13 protein-coding genes are annotated in these 19,017 nt (G+C 50.1%); 2 read left to right on the top strand and 11 right to left on the bottom strand.

Going from position 1 to position 19,017, the window contains the following annotated elements; all coding sequences use genetic code 11:
* Positions 1-130 precede the first annotated feature (130 nt).
* The 7 genes from ACAN54_RS19330 to ACAN54_RS19300 form a co-directional block, all read right to left on the bottom strand.
* Positions 131-1,756, bottom strand: coding sequence for a response regulator transcription factor (locus tag ACAN54_RS19330; protein WP_379158939.1), 1,626 nt, complete (start codon positions 1,754-1,756; stop codon positions 131-133).
* Between the two features lie 5 nt (positions 1,757-1,761).
* Positions 1,762-3,543, bottom strand: coding sequence for a cache domain-containing sensor histidine kinase (locus ACAN54_RS19325; RefSeq protein ID WP_379158936.1), 1,782 nt, complete (start codon positions 3,541-3,543; stop codon positions 1,762-1,764).
* A 158-nt stretch (positions 3,544-3,701) separates the two neighbouring features.
* A complete protein-coding gene (locus ACAN54_RS19320; RefSeq protein WP_379158933.1) occupies positions 3,702-5,030 on the bottom strand; it encodes an ABC transporter substrate-binding protein in 1,329 nt (442 codons plus the stop codon).
* 331 nt (positions 5,031-5,361) lie between these two features.
* Entirely contained in the window at positions 5,362-7,191 is a 1,830-nt protein-coding gene (locus tag ACAN54_RS19315; protein WP_379158930.1) for an APC family permease, read from the bottom strand.
* 188 nt (positions 7,192-7,379) lie between these two features.
* Positions 7,380-9,440, bottom strand: a complete 2,061-nt coding sequence (locus tag ACAN54_RS19310; RefSeq protein WP_379158927.1) for an iron ABC transporter permease — start codon at positions 9,438-9,440, stop codon at positions 7,380-7,382.
* Positions 9,441-9,448: 8 nt separating this feature from the next.
* Complete coding sequence (locus tag ACAN54_RS19305) at positions 9,449-10,501, bottom strand: ABC transporter substrate-binding protein (protein ID WP_379158924.1); 1,053 nt, start codon at positions 10,499-10,501, stop codon at positions 9,449-9,451.
* 262 nt (positions 10,502-10,763) lie between these two features.
* Positions 10,764-10,991: a KGG domain-containing protein gene (locus tag ACAN54_RS19300; RefSeq protein WP_379158921.1), complete on the bottom strand. Its 228-nt coding sequence runs from the start codon at positions 10,989-10,991 to the stop codon at positions 10,764-10,766.
* A gap of 380 nt (positions 10,992-11,371) precedes the next feature.
* Between ACAN54_RS19300 and ACAN54_RS19295 the strand changes: the two genes are divergently transcribed.
* A complete protein-coding gene (locus tag ACAN54_RS19295) occupies positions 11,372-13,159 on the top strand; it encodes an alpha-glycosidase (RefSeq protein WP_379158918.1) in 1,788 nt (595 codons plus the stop codon).
* Positions 13,160-13,272: 113 nt separating this feature from the next.
* Here the strand turns inward: ACAN54_RS19295 and ACAN54_RS19290 are convergent, their stop codons facing one another.
* A complete protein-coding gene (locus ACAN54_RS19290; RefSeq protein WP_379158915.1) occupies positions 13,273-14,070 on the bottom strand; it encodes a TrmH family RNA methyltransferase in 798 nt (265 codons plus the stop codon).
* Between the two features lie 30 nt (positions 14,071-14,100).
* Positions 14,101-14,790 (bottom strand): potassium channel family protein, encoded by a 690-nt coding sequence (locus tag ACAN54_RS19285; protein ID WP_379158911.1) that lies wholly within the window; start codon positions 14,788-14,790, stop codon positions 14,101-14,103.
* A 120-nt stretch (positions 14,791-14,910) separates the two neighbouring features.
* Here ACAN54_RS19285 and ACAN54_RS19280 point away from each other — a divergent pair, with 120 nt between their 5' ends.
* Positions 14,911-15,147, top strand: a complete 237-nt coding sequence (locus ACAN54_RS19280) for a small acid-soluble spore protein SspI (protein ID WP_379158908.1) — start codon at positions 14,911-14,913, stop codon at positions 15,145-15,147.
* A gap of 174 nt (positions 15,148-15,321) precedes the next feature.
* Here ACAN54_RS19280 and ACAN54_RS19275 read toward each other — a convergent pair whose 3' ends face one another.
* Together ACAN54_RS19275 and zwf are read right to left on the bottom strand one after the other, a co-directional pair.
* Positions 15,322-16,902, bottom strand: a complete 1,581-nt coding sequence (locus ACAN54_RS19275) for a peptide chain release factor 3 (protein ID WP_379158905.1) — start codon at positions 16,900-16,902, stop codon at positions 15,322-15,324.
* Positions 16,903-17,254: 352 nt separating this feature from the next.
* Positions 17,255-18,805: a glucose-6-phosphate dehydrogenase gene (gene zwf / locus ACAN54_RS19270; protein ID WP_379158902.1), complete on the bottom strand. Its 1,551-nt coding sequence runs from the start codon at positions 18,803-18,805 to the stop codon at positions 17,255-17,257.
* Between the last annotated feature and the right edge of the window lie 212 nt (positions 18,806-19,017).

Below are 19,017 nucleotides of genomic sequence, written 5' to 3'. Positions count from 1 at the left end.
CAGAAAAAAGGCAAAACCCAAAACATGTCTTTTACATGTCCCGGGGTTTGCCTTACAGTAACAAACTACCGCCGTTGTTTAACATCCATAGACTTTGCATAGAGCCGGTTATACTCCCCCCCACAGTCAGTTACCCGTGCGGGTGATTCTTCAAATACCATTCACGGTAATCTTTGGGGCTTTTGCCGCTGTTTTTCTTGAAAGAGGTGCTGAAATAGCTGGAACTGGAATAGCCGACAAGCATGGCGATATCGGTCAGCTTCAGTTCGTTCTCCTGCAAGAGCTGCTCCGCCTTGGTCATTCTCAGCTTGGTGACATAGTCGCTGAACGTAATGCCTACATGCTGCTTGAACAGCCCTGATAAATAGGTCTCATTCAGATGAAACATTTCGGCGAGGGAAGAAAGCGTCAATTCGTAGGAGAAATTCTCCTCCACATATTTTCTGACCGCTTCGACCATATGCTGTCCGCTGGAGAAGCGGAGCTTCTTCACTTCGTCCATGACAAGCTGCGCCAATTCATCTATCTGCCCCCGCACGCCTTCACGCGACTGGTAATCGGCAATAGTCATCTGACAGTTCCACAAATACTTCTGCAGGGCGGAGCCGCCGAGCTCGAACTTTTTGGCGATGGAGCTGAACATCAACAGCATCCGAAGGGCCAGAAAGGTAAAAGCAAACATCGGCGTATCTCTTTCGCTGCTGAAAATGGTGTCAAGCTGCTGGCGGAAGGTGCTCATGTCCAAATTTTCAATCGCCTGCACCAGCTTCCGCTCCATCTCCGGGGTAAAAGCCTGCGTAAGCTCCATCACCCGGCTCTGTTCGCCCTCTCCATCTTTATACACGGTGCTTTGGCTCCAGGACAGCATGCACGAAGCATAACCGTTCTTCAGCCGCTGGAGTCCCTTCACTTCCTCGCCAATCCCCGTCACACATTCCAGCCTCAGGTAACTGGCGATGTTCCGTTTCAGTTCTTCTACGAACCGGTCCGTTTGACCCGCATGCTCCGGCCCCGACTTCATAATAACCAGAAAATACATCATCGCAGAATTGGCGACATCGCTAAATGGATAGATTCCTTTCCACTTAGCAGCCGTCTCCCGGCATAGCATCTGAAAAGCCAAATTGAGCAGATCCCGGCGCTCCTGCCGGTCCGCCATCCGCCCCGCTGGTACTCTCATCTCCACAGCGACAAATTGCAGCTTCAGATCATCTGCCGTGAGCGGGGTTAGCTGGAGCTGCTGCAGCCGTTCCTTGATAGCCGCCAAGCTGTACCACTCGTCTTTGACCATTTGCAGCAAAAAATTCTCCTGGAGCATCCGCAGCTGCTCATTCTTTCGCAGCAGATCCTGCCGTGAGGCCTGCAGGTTTTTTTGCTCCTGTTCAATTTCTTCACCCAGCTTGCCAAGCAGCTCATTCAGTTCTGCGCGGGCTACCGGCTTCAGCAAATAATCCTTCACTCCAAGCTGTATGGCCGATTTCAGATATTCAAAGTCGGAGTATCCCGACAGTACAACCGTCCTCAGCAGCGGATACTTCTTTTTGCAGATGCGGATAAATTCAATGCCGTCCATCTGCGGCATACGGATATCGGAGATGACCAGTTGCGGCAGCGGCCCCTGCTCCAGCAGCTGCAGCGCTTCATTGCCGCTTGAAGCCTCCGAGACAATCCGGAAGCCGGCGGCTTCCCAATCGATTTTGGCTTTGATACTGTTGCGAACCCCCTTCTCATCATCCACCAGCATAATCTCATACATGATAATCACCTCTCTATCAGCGGCAGTCTCAGAGTAATCGTTGTTCCTGTATCTAGCTTCGAATCAAGCACGGCTTCGAACTGTTCGCCGTAATATAGGCGGCAGCGGGAGAGCACATTGCGCAATCCAATGCTGTCCCCTTTATGATTTAAGATTCCCACACTATCCCTCAGCTCCGTATCGGCAAGAATGCTGGCGATCAGTTCCGGTGTCATTCCTGAACCGTTATCCTGTATCTGCAAGTGCAGGCGCTCTCCACACACCCTGGAGGTGATCGCCACCTCGGCGATCCCCCCCTTTTCCAGGCTGTACTTCACGGCATTCTCCACCAGCGGCTGCAGAATAAACTTGGCGATCAGCAACTGATCTGCGGCGGAATCCTGCCGGATCGCCACCATCAGATGATCCTCATGCCGCAGCTTTAGGAGGAACAGATAGTCACGGATATAGCCAAGTTCCTCGCTGACTTGCACCAGATCCGTATCGAGACTCAGCGAATAACGCATCATTTTACCCAGCGCTTCGGTGGCGTCCATGACCAGATCCTCTCGTTTCATCGCCGCCAGACCACTGATAATCTCTAGCGTATTGTTGTAAAAATGTGGATTGATCTGCAGCAGGAGCGCTTTGTATTCGGCGTTTTTCCGGCGTAGATTGGTCTCGAATTCCGTCTCGATCAGATACTTCAGCTGATGAGTCATCTGCTCAAATACACCGGCCACATAGTCCACTTCGCTCTGCCGCGATCTAACCTTTGGCATATCCTTCATCGCCAGCTCGAACTGCCCGTTTTTGACATGCCGCATGGCCCGGGCCATGGCACTTAGTGGCTTCGTTATGTCGGTGGAGAGCCACAGCGCGACAATAATCACAAGAATCAGTAGAACAAAGCTGGCAAGGAGCAGCGTTTCTTTGAGCTTTGTGATGGTGGCATACAGCTCCGCCTCCGGCACCTCGCCAACGATCAGCCAGTTCTGTGCAGGCAGCCTGCGGTAAAAGAACAGATAGTCGGTCCCCCCTTGGCGAAGCGGAAAAATGCCGCTGGTCTGACCTCCACTATGTTTCTGCAAAGCAGCAAGTCCGCCGCTAAGCACCTGCTCAGCTCCTGTCAGATCCTGATTGAGTACACTGAGGCCTTCAGCCGTCAGTAAAAAGGCTTTGCCGCTTTTGCCGAAACTGATTTTATCCATATCCTGGCGCAGCAGTTCCGTTGGATAATTGATTTTGATCACTCCGACATCCTTAAGGGACTGGAGCTGCACCAAAGGGAGCACAAGGCTATTGATCTCGCGCGAACGCATGCTATCGTCGGCCTGATCCCTGTCCTGGTGAGCCTGTGTCCAGCGCACGTCCTGCTCCTTAAACTGACTGTACCAGCGGCTCTTCAAATAGCTCAGGTCCTGTGTCCATAACCCGCCCTCTCCCTTCGCAAAGGTGGAAATGGAAATCACATTCGAATTATTGATCGCATAGGAGGATAATAGCTCACGCAGCTTTTGCTTAGCCAGATACTGTTCACCCATAGTGCTCTCATCGTTCAGGTCGGCGGTTATCCAATCCTGTGTGATGTCGCTGCTCAGCACCTGGTTGCCCATATCATCAATTTGCGTCAGCAGCGTGCTGACATGGGAGGCAAATTGGTCTATGGTTTGCAGAGTGGAAGTCTGGGTAGATTTTCGGATCTGCTCCGCCGATTCCTTGCTGAGGATAAAGACAACCGCCGTAATCGGAAGGATCAGCAGAATCGAAAAAGCCAACATCAATCTGCTGCGTAACGAGTAGAACATGGCAACCGCGCTCCTTGCTATCATTATGGTCCAAAAATTCAAAATAACCCCACAACGTGGAGCTAAATCTTGAAGCTTCTTTAAGCGGAAAGAAGAAACAGCTTTACCGCCCTTTTTATAAAGGGCGGCTGCCGTTTCTACATTATTTGGTGATTTTATTATTTTTGCGGCAGATCTCCATACGCCTTGTCAATCTTTTTAATGGCGTCAGCAACGGCTGCATCCACGTTGCGTCCGGCGATGGTCACTTCCTCAATCATCTTGTTTACCGCTTCAGACATTTGCGGGAAGATCGGTGTAATCGGACGCGGTCTGCCGAATTTCTGATTCTGTACGACAAAGATATTCTTCGGATATTGACCTAGCTCAGGGAATTCCTTGGCTACTGAATAGCGGGCCGGAATATCTTTTGTGATAGAGCAATAGGTCTTAGCCCCGTCAGTACCAGTCACCCAGTTTACAAACTGCCAGGCAGCTTCGGCATTTTTACTCTTCGAGGAAATGGCCAGCGACCAGCTCCCGTTCGCGACAGCCTGCTGGGTTTCCTTCGGAAGTGGCGCGATATCATAATCTTCGCCTAATTTGAAATTAGGGAACTTGTCGGCATAATTGCCCAGTGACCAGGAGCCGTCAACCGTCATCGCCAGCTGGTTGTTCGGAAACGGATCTGGCGGATATTCCAGGGACGACACTTTATCTTTATTATACAGGTCGGAGAAGAATTGCAACGCCTTTTTGGTCTCTGGCTTATCCAGGTAGCCTTTGGAGGTTGTTCCATCCGGACTCATGATCTCGCCGCCAAACTGCCAAATAATCGGATATTTAAAGTATGCTGTTGCTCCTGCATTACCGAAGCCTTGCGCCGGATCAATGCCGTACACGCCTTTGGCCGGGTCGTTAAGCTTTTTAGCTGCATCCAGCACCTGATCCCAAGTCCAAGGCTCTTCCGGGTTCTTGGAGGGAAGAGGAATTCCCTTCGCTTCAAACATTTTTTTATTATAGAAAAGAGCAATAGAGGATTCGGTGAGCGGAGCCATATAAATTTCTTTATTATAGGTGTACGTGGCAATGGTCGATTCCGGAATATCCTCCAGGTTACCGTCCTTCTTGAAATAGGCGGTCAGCGGCTGTAAGGCACCCGCCTGGGCGTAGGAAGCCATATTTGGGCCGTCGATGGCCATAATATCAGGCGGATTGCCCGAAGCAATGGATGTTCTCAGCTTGGTGTCGTAATCGGCATACGGAATCGGACTCATCTCAACCTTGATATTTGGATGCGCTTCATTAAACGAGGCCACCAGCTTGTCATAGGCTGAATTTTCGGAATCATTCCCCGAGTTTCTCCAGAATGTGAGAGACACCTTCTCTTCTTTGGGTGTTGATGAAGCTCCCGCCTCCGGCTGCGCGTTATCCCCTTTGCTTCCACATCCGGCGAGCAGTCCGCATGCCAACATCACGCTTAGTACCACTTTACTCTTACTGTTCAATAATGCCCTCCCCTTTCATCTGCTGTCTGCGCTTACAACTGAATATTATCAAACATGCCCGATGATAAAATTCATTATCCTCTGCACTAAACTTTCAATATGTTCGGTATTTCTATTTAAAGCAATGATAATTTACTAGCATCACCCATTTGATATCCGATGTGTCTCCGTGCACGTGCAGCGGGAACAAATCCGGACATTCCCACACACCGTCAACATTTCCGATAATCCTGCGCTAAACTTATTCACAGCAATGCCCCCTGCTCCCGGTTATGATTCCGGTGGCAGGGGGCATTGTAATTGCTCTATATTCTGAGCCATAGAACTCCTGTCATTTCTTCAAATGATAAGGCACGGTAGTAATAATTACATCCCGCCGGTACAGCAGATGCGCCCGGAGCAGCAAGCTGGACTGGTTATGCAGGATATTGTGCCAGCCTTTCTTCGGAATGAACTGGGGCACGATTACGGTCACCTGATATTTCGATTCGCTCGCCTTGCGCTGGACAGTGTCTATGAACTTGGTCAGCGGATGAATGATACTGCGGTATGGCGAATATAGCGTCACCAAGCGGATTTCAGGATGGAATTTTTTCCACTTTTCTTCGAATATCGCATCATCTTCCCGTTCGAACGGCACATGTACCGCAATAATCTGTTCGGCACCAAGCGATTGGGCATACCGGAGCGAATTCTCCACTACATGGGTGATTCCTGCAACCGGCAGGATGATGATATTCCCTTCAATCGCCAGCGGCTCTGCCTCACAGGTAGAGATCCGGAGCTGGTCCGCTACAGCCTCATAATGCTTGTGAATCCGGTAGAACAGCAGAATAATCAACGGTAAAAAGACCAGAACAGGCCAGACCTGCGTAAATTTGGTCAGGAAGAACATCATTGTAACGATGAAGCTGATCAGCGCACCGGTTGTGTTAATAATGAACTTGGTCATCCAGCCCGGAGGCTTCTGTCTGATCCATTTGACCATCATTCCGCTCTGGGAAAGGGTGAACGGAATGAACACACCCACCGCATACAGCGGAATCAGATGCTCGGTCCGGCCTTCAAAAGCAATGATCAGCAGGATCGACAGCAGTCCCAATATAAGAATACCGTTAGAATAACCCAATCGGTCTCCGCGAACCGTGAACATGCGGGGAATGAACTTATCCTTGGCCAAATTCACTGCGAGCAGCGGAAAGGCGGAATATCCGGTATTGGCCGCCAGAACCAGAATCAGAGCAGTCGTCCCCTGGACAAAGTAGTACATAAAGTTCCGGCCAAAAACCTGTTCAGCAATAATCGAGACTACCGTCGCATCCTCTTGCGGAGTAATTCCGTAGTAATACGCCAAGAATACGATCCCTGTAAATAACACCCCGAGCAGTGTACCCATAGCGGCCAGAGTTTTGGCCGCATTATTTGGTGCAGGCGCCTTGAAGTTAGGAATGGCATTCGAAATGGCCTCCACCCCGGTAAGTGCCGAGCTTCCTGAAGAAAAAGCCTTCAGCAGCAAGAATAGACTAATCCCGGCAATTGGCGTACCCAGAGGCGTATGCAGATTGGCAGGTACGCTTCCGGTTACAATATGGAATACGCCCAGACCGATCAGGATAAATAAGGCAAGCACGAATAAATATACCGGATAGGCCAGGAAGGACGCCGATTCGGTAACTCCGCGCAGATTCAGCGTGGTAATCAGCAGTACAAAAACAATGGCAATCACTACATTGTACGGATGAAGGCTAGGGAACGCCGACGTAATCGCATCCGTTCCTGCCGACACGCTTACAGCTACCGTCAATATATAGTCCACAAGGAGCGAGCCGCCGGCCACAAGTCCCGGATACTTCCCGAGATTTTCTTTGGACACTACATAAGCTCCTCCGCCATGGGGATACGCAAATATAATCTGCCTGTAAGATAAAATGAGAGCCAGCAGCAATACGAGAACCCCAGCCGCGATCGGAATGGAATACCAGAATGCCGCAGCACTTAGGGTAACCAGCACCAGCAAAATTTGTTCAGGACCATAGGCAACCGAGGATAAAGCATCTGATGAAAGAATCGCCAGCGCTTTGGTTTTGTTCAGCTTCTGTTCGCCGAGCTGTTCCGATTTCAGCGGCCGCCCAATTAGAAATCTTTTTACCGAAGACATCATCAGCCTCACCCGTCACTTTTTTAAAGTTATATTACCCTTGAACATAAATAATAATCTCAGTTCCTTATTATACACTTTGGTGTCAATGATAAATAAGCCGCTTCAGCAAGTAATATTAACTGAAGCGGCTCATGTATAAGATTATCTTCTATTAAGAATTCCGTATTCCATTACGCTCTAAGTTAGCGCTATTTCTTGACAGGAATAAGCGAGCGGTACATCAGGAACAAGAAATACGGTGCTCCAATCAGCATAATAATCAGCCCGGACGGAATTTCTGTAGGCGCTATTATCGTTCTCCCAACCGTATCAGCAATGACAAGCAACAGTCCGCCTAGCAGTCCTGACAAAATAATGGAGCGTCTTGTGTGATGCCCGATCATCATCCGGACCGCATGCGGCGCCATGAGTCCCAGAAAACCGATCGTCCCAACACTTGCAACAGCTCCTGCAGCAAGCAAAACACCGATAATCATCGCCCACAGCCTCGTTCCGCGAACCGGCAGGCCAAAGCCCGTTGAACTCTCATCACCAAATGCCAGCAGATCAAATTTCCGTCCCAAATAATAAGCAATCGGAACAAGAATAAGCAAAAATGCAAACAGACTATAGAATTGATCCCAGCTCCGGCCATAGGTTGAACCCGTCAGCCAAATAAACGCTGTACTGTTCCAAAGACTGGCTTTGACAATCATGGCCTGTATGCCTGCCGAGCCGACGGCTGAGATTGCGATTCCAAGCAGGATCAGGACAGAAGGATTCAAGGATTTGTGCCATGCGAGCATAAATACAAGAGCTGCCGCGATAACCCCACCCGCTATGGCGGCAATCGGAAGGGCAAATATCGGGAGCCCCGGCCACACCACCAGCACGGTTAGCGCACCGAACCCGGCACCAGAGGTTACACCGATAATGGATGCATCGGCAAGCGGGTTACGCACAGCACTTTGGATCAACACACCGCTGATGGCAAGTAGAATACCGCCGCAAGCGGCCACAAGTGTGCGGGGAAGCCGTAAATGGAGCAGGACGGAATACGATTGATCACTCCCGCCAACCAGACTTTCCAGCAACCCGGAAACCGGGATTCTAGTTCCCCCAAGCGACAAGCTCACAAGGATAGTTACGATGAGCAGCAAGGTCATGAATATGGCAGTCGGGGCAAAACGCATACGCAGTGCGGCCCCTCCTATATTCATCGATGACTGCCCGGCGGCTGGGCCGGATATATTTTTCATCTTGGTGAGCACCAGCCAAATGAGCCACGGCGCGCCAATTATCGCCATCACCGCACCGACAGGCATTTCTCCCAGATTGCTCCGCACCATACGGGCCAGCGTGTCTGCTGTTGTAATGAGCAGGGCTCCCCAGAGTGCGCTAGCAGGAATAAGCAGACGATGCTTGCGGATCCCGCTAAGCCGGACCAAATGGGGAGCGACCAATCCGACGAAGCCAATAGGTCCTACCACGCTGACCACAATCGCTGCCATGAGCACTGATATGCCCAGCCCCACCGCACGGGTTAAGCCTACACGCTGCCCGAGTGAACGGGCGGTAGACTCATCCAGCTCAAGGGCATCGAACTGCCTTGCTGCGAGCACCGAAATGCCGAGCAGCGCAATAACAAATGGCCAGGCATACCGAACCCCGTCCCAGTCCAGCTGAACCAAAGAGCCTGAACCCCACAAAAACAGATTTTGCGTTTTTGTTTGAAAGAAAATATGAAGGGCCGATGTGAACGCTCCGAGCACCATGGATACAATCATGCCTGACAAGGCTAGGCGTACAGGTGTGGCCTTACGGCCGCCACTCAAGACGTAGGCAGCGAGTGCCGCCAGTAATCCTCCTGCTGCCGCAAGCAGTAACGGATATTGTTGCTGCAAAGCTGGAAAAGTAACCAGCCCCAGAACAACCATAAAATAAGCTCCGGCATTGATCCCTAGGGTATCTGAGGAGGCGAGCGGGTTTTTCGTTATGGTCTGAAGCACAGCACCAGCCGCTGCAAGCGCGGCCCCGGCCAGAATGCCAATGACTGTACGCGGCATCCGGATATCCCAGAGCAGATTGTGCTCCATCCGATCCTGGCGGTGCAACAGGCCATTCCATACGGTTGCTGCCGGAAGCTTGGCCTCCCCAAAGCAGAGGCTAAGTATAAATACAACGAAGAGGGCGGCAATGCCGCCCCCAAATATCCCAATCAGCCGCCAGGTCATCCCGGTCGAGGTTCTTTTGCCCGTTGTGTTATTCATCAGGGTGCTCATTTCGTTAATGTATTTACTACTTCATCCACGAGCACTTTGGAGGAGACAGGACCGCCGAATACCCAAGTTGTGCTGGCCAATCCGAAGGTGCGTTTTTCTTTTACAAAATCCAGGCCATTCCAGACTGAATTGTCCTTCAGTTCATTCGAGAAGATATCATCATCCTTCTGGACGATATAGAGCAGATTCGTGTCTTTGACCGCAGGCAAAGCTTCAACCGTCGATGTGCTGAATCCGTAAGCCTCGAATTTATCAGATTTCCAATCGTTCTTCAGGCCAATCCGGTCCAATGTTTGTACTGCTAGGGAGTTGTCTGTAAAAAGACGCATCGTCGCTGCATTCTGATAGCTGTATGCCTGGGTCAGCACATAGTTCAGGCCTTCCTTGCCTGCTGCAGCCAGTTTGGTCTTGGCTTCTGAATAATGTGCATCCAAATCAGCAAGCACCTTCTCACCTTCTGCTGTTTTACCGAGAGCTGCTGCGATGTTTTTGAAGATATCTTCCATCTGCGTATATTGATCGCCCTGCCCTTCAGGCGGATACAGACTAAAAATCAGAGTTGGCGCAATTCCCTTCAATTGTTCATAGATGGCATCGTGGCTATCCGTATTTGCGATAATCAGGTCCGGCTTCAAGGATGCAATCGTCTCCAGATTCGGCTCGGAACGGGTACCTACATCCATCACACCCGCATCGAGCGGTGCTTCTGAGGTTACATACAATTTATAGTTTTCATTATCTGCATTGCCCGCCGGCTGGACACCGAGCGCAATAACATCTTCTGTGAATGTCCATTCCAGTACTACAACCTTTTGTGCAGGTTTGTCCAGCGTAATCTCGCCTTTGGCATCCTTCACAACAATAGGGCCAGTAACAGCTTCACTTGAAGCATCTGCCGCGGGTGCATCTGTAGCAGCAGCATTTGTTGCGGCAACATTGTTTGCCGTTCCTCCGTTCGTTGCTGAGTTATTTGCGTTGTTAGATCCACAGCCTGCTGCAATCAGTACGACAACCATAAGCATAATTAAGCTCAATAATCTTTTGTTCACTTTGCAAATCCCCCTGTATGTATAATCTACTTCCTTGATAATCGTTATCGCTTGGTTGATAATGATTATCATTTTTAATCATATTAGCTATATTATATGGGATTTCTTTGAAAGTCAAAGTTAAAATTTAATATGAAATAAAAAAACACTTTGTCCCTATCCGCCTATGGACCATCTAGCTGCCAGAGCAAAAGGCCAAGACCTCCGAAGAGATCTTGGCCTTGTTTTCATTATTTTCATCCATCGAGGATTGCTTATTTACTTAGTTGTCTCTCTGTTTGGCACGGGCTTCTCCACCTTTGCGGCCCGCCTCTTCACGACTCATTTTGCCGTCATCACTGTCAGAATTATTACGCTGACCCCGGGCTTCTCCGCCTTTTTCACCAATCTCTTGATAGAATTCACGGTCATGATTCTTTGATGTCGCTTCTCCACCCTTACGTCCTGCTTCTTCACGGCTCATCTTATCATTATTCTGATTCTGTGCCATTTCGAAATCTCTCCTTTTCGGGTTTTGAGTATTTTGTTGCACTCTTACTTTACCCGGTGCCTGAAGGATGAAACAGTTAATCTGTACAGAAAAGAGCAGGAAACAGGCATAGAGGTTGCTTCCATAGACATTAGCCCGGAGAGTCTGGCCGCCTCTTTCTGGTGCAATCAGCAGATCCACTCCAAACAACCATACCGGTGAAACTTTTTTTGCAAAAATGTTTACTTCCAGAGGAGCTGGTGTAAAAATTTATATAAATTTTTACACAAAATGGAGGCGCATATACAAGTGGCTACAGAATTAACTTTGCCTTAGAAATTCAAAGTTCATCAACAATAACGTACCTAAGATACAACCAAACCTATACAGGAGGGACCTAGATGAGCCCCAATAAACAAGCTAATAACTCTGATGAGTATACTACAAACATTCATATGGAATGTCTTCATCATGTTCCTCATAGCAATTGGGCGTATCTTTATGATAAAGATACCTTTCACTTACGCGTAAGAACTAAGAAGCAGGACGTGGATCATGTCTTTGCTCTGACAGGGGATAAATATGACTGGGAAACCTATCATCACGAACACGAAATGCAAAAGGTGGCGACCGACCGTTTCTTCGATTATTGGCAGACGGCTGTACGGCCGGAGCACCGCCGTTTCTCTTACGCCTTTCGCTTTCATTCTGGAGAAGATAACGTATGGATGACCGAAAAAGGGATTTTCACAGAAGAACCTGAAGCTCCAAACGGCTTTTTTGACCGGCCCTATATTCATAAGATCGACTTATTTGAAGCACCGGAATGGGCAAAGTCGGCGGTATTTTATCAGATCATGCCTGACCGTTTTGCGAACGGTGATTCCGGCAATGACCCGGAAGACCTATCACCTTGGGGAGATACACCCACTGTAGAGAGCTTTTTTGGCGGTGATCTTCAAGGTATTATAGAGCGTCTGGATTATTTGGAGGATCTGGGGATTAACGCAATTTATCTGACTCCGATCTTTGAAGCTCCAACCAACCATAAATATGATACAACGGACTATAAAAAAGTTGACCCGCATTTTGGCGATTTGAAGCTCCTGCAGGAACTGGTGAAGGAAGCCCATGCCAGGGGAATACGCATTGTGCTGGATGCGGTCTTTAACCATATCAGCGCCAATTCTCCGCAATTCAAAGATGTGATTGAGCATGGAGAAAGCTCCAGATATGTGAATTGGTTTCATATCAACGAGTTTCCGGTCCAGGTCAAAGAAGGAAAACCTAATTACGATGCCTTTGGTTTCTTTGCACAAATGCCTAAACTGAATACGGCCAATCCGGAAACCCGCGAGTATCTGCTGGATATTGCTGAATATTGGCTCAAGGAAGCAGGTATAGACGGCTGGCGACTCGATGTGGCTAATGAAATTGATCATGCCTTCTGGAAGGAGTTCCGCAGCCGGATCAAAGCCATCAACCCGGAAGCTTATATCATTGGTGAGAATTGGAATGAATCTATGCGCTGGCTGGAAGGTGATCAATTTGATTCCGTAATGAACTATCCGTTATCGGAACGGTTAATTGAATTTTTGCAGACTGCGGAGATGGATGCCAGTACCTTCGCAGCACATATCGGCGGTCTCCTGATGCGGTATCCGCAGCAAGCTAATGAGGTCCTGTTCAACCTGATGGCAAGCCATGATACCCCGCGTGTACTCACCCAGCTTGGTGGCGATACACGAAAGCTGAAGCTGGCTATCGCCTTCCTGCTTACCTTTACGGGAACCCCTTGCATTTTTTATGGCGATGAAATCGGATTGGAAGGCGGAGATGATCCGGATTGCCGGAAATGTATGATCTGGGAGGAAGATAAACAGGATCTGGATCTTCATCAAAGCTATAAGCAGCTGATTGAAATGCGCAAAAAATATCCTGTTCTTCAGACCGGGCAGTTTCGCTTTCTAAAGAGCACTGAGCACGAACGCTCCCTGATCTATGAACGTTATGACGAGCATAGCCACTTTACCATTTGGATGAATCCTTCAGAGGAGCTGGTAACGCTGTCCCAGGTGCTTGAGGGCAATTGGAAAAATGCATTCACCGGAGAAGCAGCCGTAGTGGAAGAAGGTCAGATAAAGATTCATCTGAATCCGTATCAATATACAATTCTGGTTAGAGCATAAATGATATTCGTAAAGAAGCTGCCTTGACTCGTCTTGAGAGTTACCGCAGCTTCTTTGTTTACACAAAAAGTCCTGATGGATCAAGTTGTCTTGATCATCAGGACTCACAGGAATTATTTATTTGTTAAACCCCGCTGCCGCATCCCCTCAAACAGCAGGATCGTCGCGGCCATCGCCGCATTGAGCGATTCGGCCCGGCCGGCCATCGGGATGATGATGCTTTTGTCAACGAGGGCTGCCGTCTGTGGGGAGATGCCCTGACCTTCGCTGCCGATCAGCAGCCACTGACTTCCGTGAAAATCATGGGTGTAGCAGGAATCCGTTCCCGTCAGCGAGGTGCTGACCAGCAGCGACCCGCGGTCACGGGCCTGCGGCAGAATGGCGCTTAGGTCCCCCTCCACAACCGGGAGATGGAACATTGAGCCCATGGTGGAACGGATGGTCTTCGGATTGTACAGATCGGCGCACCCTTTGCCGAGGATCACACCGTCCGCACCTGCGGCATCGGCACTGCGGATGATCGTCCCCACGTTGCCGGGATCCTGAACCCCGTCCAGCACCATAACCCAGCTGTCCTGCTTCGCGAGGATGACATCCAGTCCCTGCTGTTCCTTCCGCACAATGGCAAACACCGGCTGCGGTGTCCCGGTGCTGCTGCACTTGGCGATAACCGCTGCCGATACGCCAATCACCTCCATACCCTGCACCGACTGGAGCAAGGGCTTCAGCTCGGCAGGCATGCCTTTATCCAGGTCAAAGGCCAGGCATTCCACATCAGCTTCAGCAAGCAGCGCCTCCTGCACCAAATGGATACCTTCTACAATAAATTTACCGGCTCTGTCACGGTGCTTCTTCTCCTGAAGACCAGCCCATTCCTTCACCCGTGTATTTTGGGGGGACATAATTTCCATGGGGTCCTACCTTTCTATTCCGTGTTGCGACTATTGATATGCCATTTCCATTTTCGTCAGATTGTCCTTCCGGCCAACGATAACAAGTACGTCACCTTCGACCAGCCGATCCTCGGCTCTGGGGGAAATGTTCATCTCCTCGCCCCTTCGGATGGCCATAACGTTGCAGCCGTATTTGGCCCGGATGTTCAGCTCTTGCAGGTTCTTGCCGAGCATCGGTCCGGAGACCTTCATGTCAAGAATACTGTAATCGGGTGACAGCTCGATGTAGTCAAGAATATTGGGGGAAGCCAAATGATGCGCTACCCGCATGCCCATATCGCGTTCGGGATAGATCACTTTATCTGCGCCAATCTTGCTGAGCACTTTGCCGTGCAGCTCACTTTTGGCCTTGACCAGAATCGCCGGAACGCCAAGGTCCTTCAGGATTAACGTCGTCAGAATGCTAGCCTGAATATTTTCCCCAATCGCCACTACCACCACATCGAAATTGCGGATGCCCAGTGCGCGCAGTGCCTCTTCATCTGTGGAATCCGCAGATACCGCATGAGTTACAATGCTGGAGATTTCTTGTGTGCGCTGCTCGTCGGCATCGATCGCCAGCACATCGAATCCCATGCCGCTGAGCGCCTTGGCGACACTTGAGCCGAAACGTCCCATGCCGATTACGGCATATTGTTTTTTTGCAGCCATTTCTGTACCTCCCGTAGCAATTTGCATCTCACACAGTATAGCATAAGGAGCCCCAAACTTGAATTTTCACCGCACATTCAGGGCATCTTATAACGAGGCCGTACAAGCTGAACTTTGGAATACCCACAAAACTTAAGGAGGCTCTCTATGCCGGTTACCATTGATTTGCGACAGGCGATTATCCATAAAGTGCACGGACAGTCTGAAGCCGACCTTCGGCAGATGATTGAAGGCTCTGTGGATGGGCCGGAAACGGCGTTACCCGGACTGGGTGCTGTATTCGAAATGATGTGGAAAGACCTGGACCATGCCAAACAGGATGCTCTAGTCTCGATGCTGCACAATCATTTGGAGAAGATCACCCCAGGATCCATCACCTCCTAGCAGGAATGCTAGTTCAACAAAAAACCTCCGCGTTCCACATTGCAGCTGCACATGTGGAGGCGGAGGTTTTTTGACAAAGAGCATCTCTTTGGTGCTATGTGTAGCCCCATAGTTGCCTCGTCGTTATTCCAGATCAGCGGTACTCGGTCTTAACTTGCTGCACAGGTCGATCCATCAAGGAGCCGTCTCCAGGAACTTCGCGGTCGGGTTCTTCTCCATGGCTGTACGCATCGCGTATTCGTTCTCGAAGAGCACAACATAGTTGCCTTTTTTGTCGGTGACCAGCGTGGAGTTGATGCGGAACTTGCTTGCATCCGGCTTATTCTCATCTACAATCCAGCGCGCGAACTGATAGCTCATCCGCTGCAGCTGAACGTCTACGCCATACTCGCCTTTCATGCGGTATTCGAACACCTCGAATTGCAGCTGCCCGACAACTCCCAGCAGAATATCGTCAAAGTTGACCGTGCGGAACACCTGGATCATGCCCTCCTCGGTCAGCTGGTCGATTCCCTTCTGGAACTGTTTCGATTTCAGTGCGTTCTTGATGCTTACTTTAGAGAAAATCTCCGGCGAGAACGTCGGCAGCTCGTCAAATTCAATATCTCCGGCCTGGCTAAGCGTATCTCCAATGCGGAAGATTCCGGGATCGAACAGCCCGATAATATCCCCCGGAAAAGCCTCCTCGACAATATCGCGGTCCTGCGCCAGGAACTGCTGCGGCTGGGACAGCTTAATGTCCTTACCCGCACGAACATGCTTAACACTCATCCCGCGCTCGAACTTGCCGGATACGATCCGCAGGAAGGCGATCCGGTCACGGTGGGCCGGGTTCATGTTCGCCTGGATTTTGAAGACATAGCCGGTAAATTTATCGTTCGTCGGCTCAATGGAACCTACCGTACTCCGGCGCGGCTCTGGCTTCGGTGCCAGCTCCAGGAAGTTGTCCAGGAAGGTCTGCACGCCGAAATTATTAATCGCACTGCCGAAGAATACCGGTGTTAGCTCACCGCGTAGTACTTTTTCATAATCAAAGGGATCCCCCGCCACGTCAAGCAGCTCCAAATCCTGGCACAGCTGGTCATGCAGGTAATCCCCGGCCATCTCACGGATGATCGGATCCTGGTAGCTGTCTACCTTTTGCACCTTAATTACAGAATGATCGTCGCCCTGAAACAGCTCCACCTGATTCTTCATCCGGTCGTATACGCCGCAGAGCTCACGCCCTCCGCCAATCGGCCAGTTCATCGGTACGGAGCGGATGCCCAGTACATTCTCCAGCTCTTCCATCAGCTCGAACGGACTCTGGCCTTCACGGTCCAGCTTGTTGATGAATGTAAAGATCGGAATGCCCCGTTTGGCGCAGACCTGGAACAGCTTGATTGTCTGTGCTTCCACACCCTTAGCTACGTCAATCAACATGACCGCACTATCCGCAGCCGTCAAGGTACGGTAGGTGTCCTCACTGAAATCCTGGTGACCTGGGGTATCCAGAATATTCACCCGGTGGTCCAGATAGTCAAATTGCATCACGGAGGAAGTTACAGAGATCCCGCGCTGCTTCTCAATTTCCATCCAGTCACTGGTCGCATGTTTGCTAGCTTTACGGGCCTTAACCGAACCCGCCAATCGGATCGCGCCGCCGAACAGCAGCAGCTTCTCCGTTAATGTTGTTTTCCCCGCATCCGGGTGGGAAATGATCGCAAATGTTCTGCGTTTGTCCACTTCCTTTTGCAGCTTCTGATCCGGTGCCATATGGTTTGCACTTATCCCTTCACATATAAATTCATGCTTCTGCTTCAATTACCGGGTACCCATCAAATCGGTGCTCTGCTCATTTGTACAAACCCCTTTATTGGTGAATTTGCCATTGCCACAGTACCGTTACCGTTACATTTCCGCTTCTGGTGAAAGCATCCTTTTCAGTATAACAAAATCCGGTGAAGATTATCTACATAAAAGCGGCGGATGGCAAAGATGTTGGTAAATTATCTGGGGAATAGTTAACCTGCATGAAGTGGAGACAACGCAAAAGAATCGCCCTACAGCCATCAAAGGCGACTGCAAGGGCGATTCTCTTCACACCACATATCAATTACGCGATGAACTAGCTGTTAGCCTGCCACACCACGTTGTCTTCATCCTGTCCGTTAACCGGCCACCAGTGGAAGCCTTCACGGGCCAGCAGCTGATCGGCTTCGATCGGACCCCAGGAGCCTGCCGGATAGGACGCCAGATCACCTGTGCCTTCCTTCCAGGCCTTTGCAATGCGGTCCACGAAGGACCAGGCCGACGAGACTTCATCCCAGCGGGTGAAGTAGGTTGAATCTCCGCGCGCGGCATCATGCAGCAGACGCTCGTAAGCCTCAGGTGAGTTGATCCCAACCATGCAGCTCTGGCAGAAGTCCATAGCGAGCGGCTGAATCTCCGATTCCGAGCCCGGCTTCTTGGCATTGATCTTCACGTAGATGCCTTCCATCGGATTGACACGGATGACGAGCAGGTTCGGCTCGAGTTTATGCTTTTGACCCAAATACACGTTGGTCGGCATACCCTTGAACTCCACCACTACTTCCGTTGTTTTCACAGGCAGACGTTTACCCGTACGGATATAGAACGGTACCCCTGCCCAGCGGAAATTGTCTACAAAAATACGGGCCGCAAAATAAGTCTCCGTGTTCGACTCCGGATCCACCTTATCTTCCTGGCGGTAAGCCGGAAGGGTCTTGCCTTTGTAGAGTCCTTGTGTATACTGTCCACGCACCACATTCTCATGAACTTCCTCTGAGGAAGCGTAAGGCCGCAGCGAGCGCAATACTTTAACCTTCTCATCACGGATATCTTCAGCCAGAAGACGGCTTGGCGGTTCCATTGCAATCATCGTCAGCAGCTGCAGAATATGATTCTGGCCCATATCACGCAGCGCACCGGCATGATCATAGTATCCGCCGCGTTCTTCTACCCCAACGGTTTCACCAAGCGTAATCTGAATATTGGCAATGTGCTTGTTGTTCCAGAGCGGCTCGAAGAAGGCATTGGCAAAACGGATCACTTCAATGTTCTGCACCATTTCCTTGCCCAGGTAATGATCGATCCGGTAGATCTCTTCTTCCTTGAACACCTGGCGGATCTGCTCGTTTAGCTGTTCTGCGGATTCCAGATTGTAGCCGAACGGCTTCTCAATCACTAGACGGTTCCAGCCCCGTGTCTGCAGCATGCCGCCAGCCTTAAGGTTGAACGAGACACTGCCGAACAGCTCGGGAGCGAGGGCGAGATAGAACATACGGTTGCCTGGAATATGGAACTTCTCTTCCAATGCTTCGGTCTGCGCATTCAGCTCACGGAAGCCGTCAATATTATTGATGTCCAAAGACTTGTATTCAAAATGCTGTACGAATTCATTCCATTCGGCTGCATCTCCAGCCTGGTAGCGGCAGAATTCATGAATGGATTCCTTCACATCTTCACGGAATTCCTCTTGGGTACGGGGACGCCGAGCCACGCCAATGACCGCGAAATCATGGGTCAGCTTGCCTTCACGGTACAAACTGTAAATCGCCGGGAAAAGCTTGCGGCGGGCTAGATCTCCGGTTGCCCCAAAGATAAAGAATACAGCACCGGGTGTATGCAGTGCATCAAGGGTTTGATTTTCAGCCATGGCTCCTCATCTCTCTGTATGTAATATAGTTGACAATCATTCTCAGCGCCGGATAGTTCATAGAATACATCGACGGCGTGATGTCATTTTATCATATCCGCCGGAAGTATGCTATCACATTCCTGACAGTTTTTCTCGGGATTTCGCAAATTTCCATTACTCTTTCTTATCTGTTTATGGACAACTGCTTATAGGACAACACAGTCCAGCAT

The organism is Paenibacillus diazotrophicus (assembly GCF_042610465.1).
This window is presented reverse-complemented; position numbering and strand designations above follow the sequence as displayed.

Bases quoted from the DNA above. Each gene is read 5' to 3' on its own strand.
- ACAN54_RS19300 (WP_379158921.1), bottom strand. From the start codon at position 10,991: ATGGCACAGAATCAGAATAATGATAAGATGAGCCGTGAAGAAGCAGGA.
- ACAN54_RS19310 (WP_379158927.1), bottom strand. From the start codon at position 9,440: ATGAATAACACAACGGGCAAAAGAACCTCGACCGGGATGACCTGGCGG.
- zwf (WP_379158902.1), bottom strand. From the start codon at position 18,805: ATGGCTGAAAATCAAACCCTTGATGCACTGCATACACCCGGTGCTGTA.
- ACAN54_RS19285 (WP_379158911.1), bottom strand. From the start codon at position 14,790: ATGCAAATTGCTACGGGAGGTACAGAAATGGCTGCAAAAAAACAATAT.
- ACAN54_RS19325 (WP_379158936.1), bottom strand. From the start codon at position 3,543: ATGTTCTACTCGTTACGCAGCAGATTGATGTTGGCTTTTTCGATTCTG.
- ACAN54_RS19295 (WP_379158918.1), top strand. From the start codon at position 11,372: ATGAGCCCCAATAAACAAGCTAATAACTCTGATGAGTATACTACAAAC.
- ACAN54_RS19330 (WP_379158939.1), bottom strand. From the start codon at position 1,756: ATGTATGAGATTATGCTGGTGGATGATGAGAAGGGGGTTCGCAACAGT.
- ACAN54_RS19275 (WP_379158905.1), bottom strand. From the start codon at position 16,902: ATGGCACCGGATCAGAAGCTGCAAAAGGAAGTGGACAAACGCAGAACA.
- ACAN54_RS19280 (WP_379158908.1), top strand. From the start codon at position 14,911: ATGCCGGTTACCATTGATTTGCGACAGGCGATTATCCATAAAGTGCAC.
- ACAN54_RS19315 (WP_379158930.1), bottom strand. From the start codon at position 7,191: ATGATGTCTTCGGTAAAAAGATTTCTAATTGGGCGGCCGCTGAAATCG.
- ACAN54_RS19290 (WP_379158915.1), bottom strand. From the start codon at position 14,070: ATGGAAATTATGTCCCCCCAAAATACACGGGTGAAGGAATGGGCTGGT.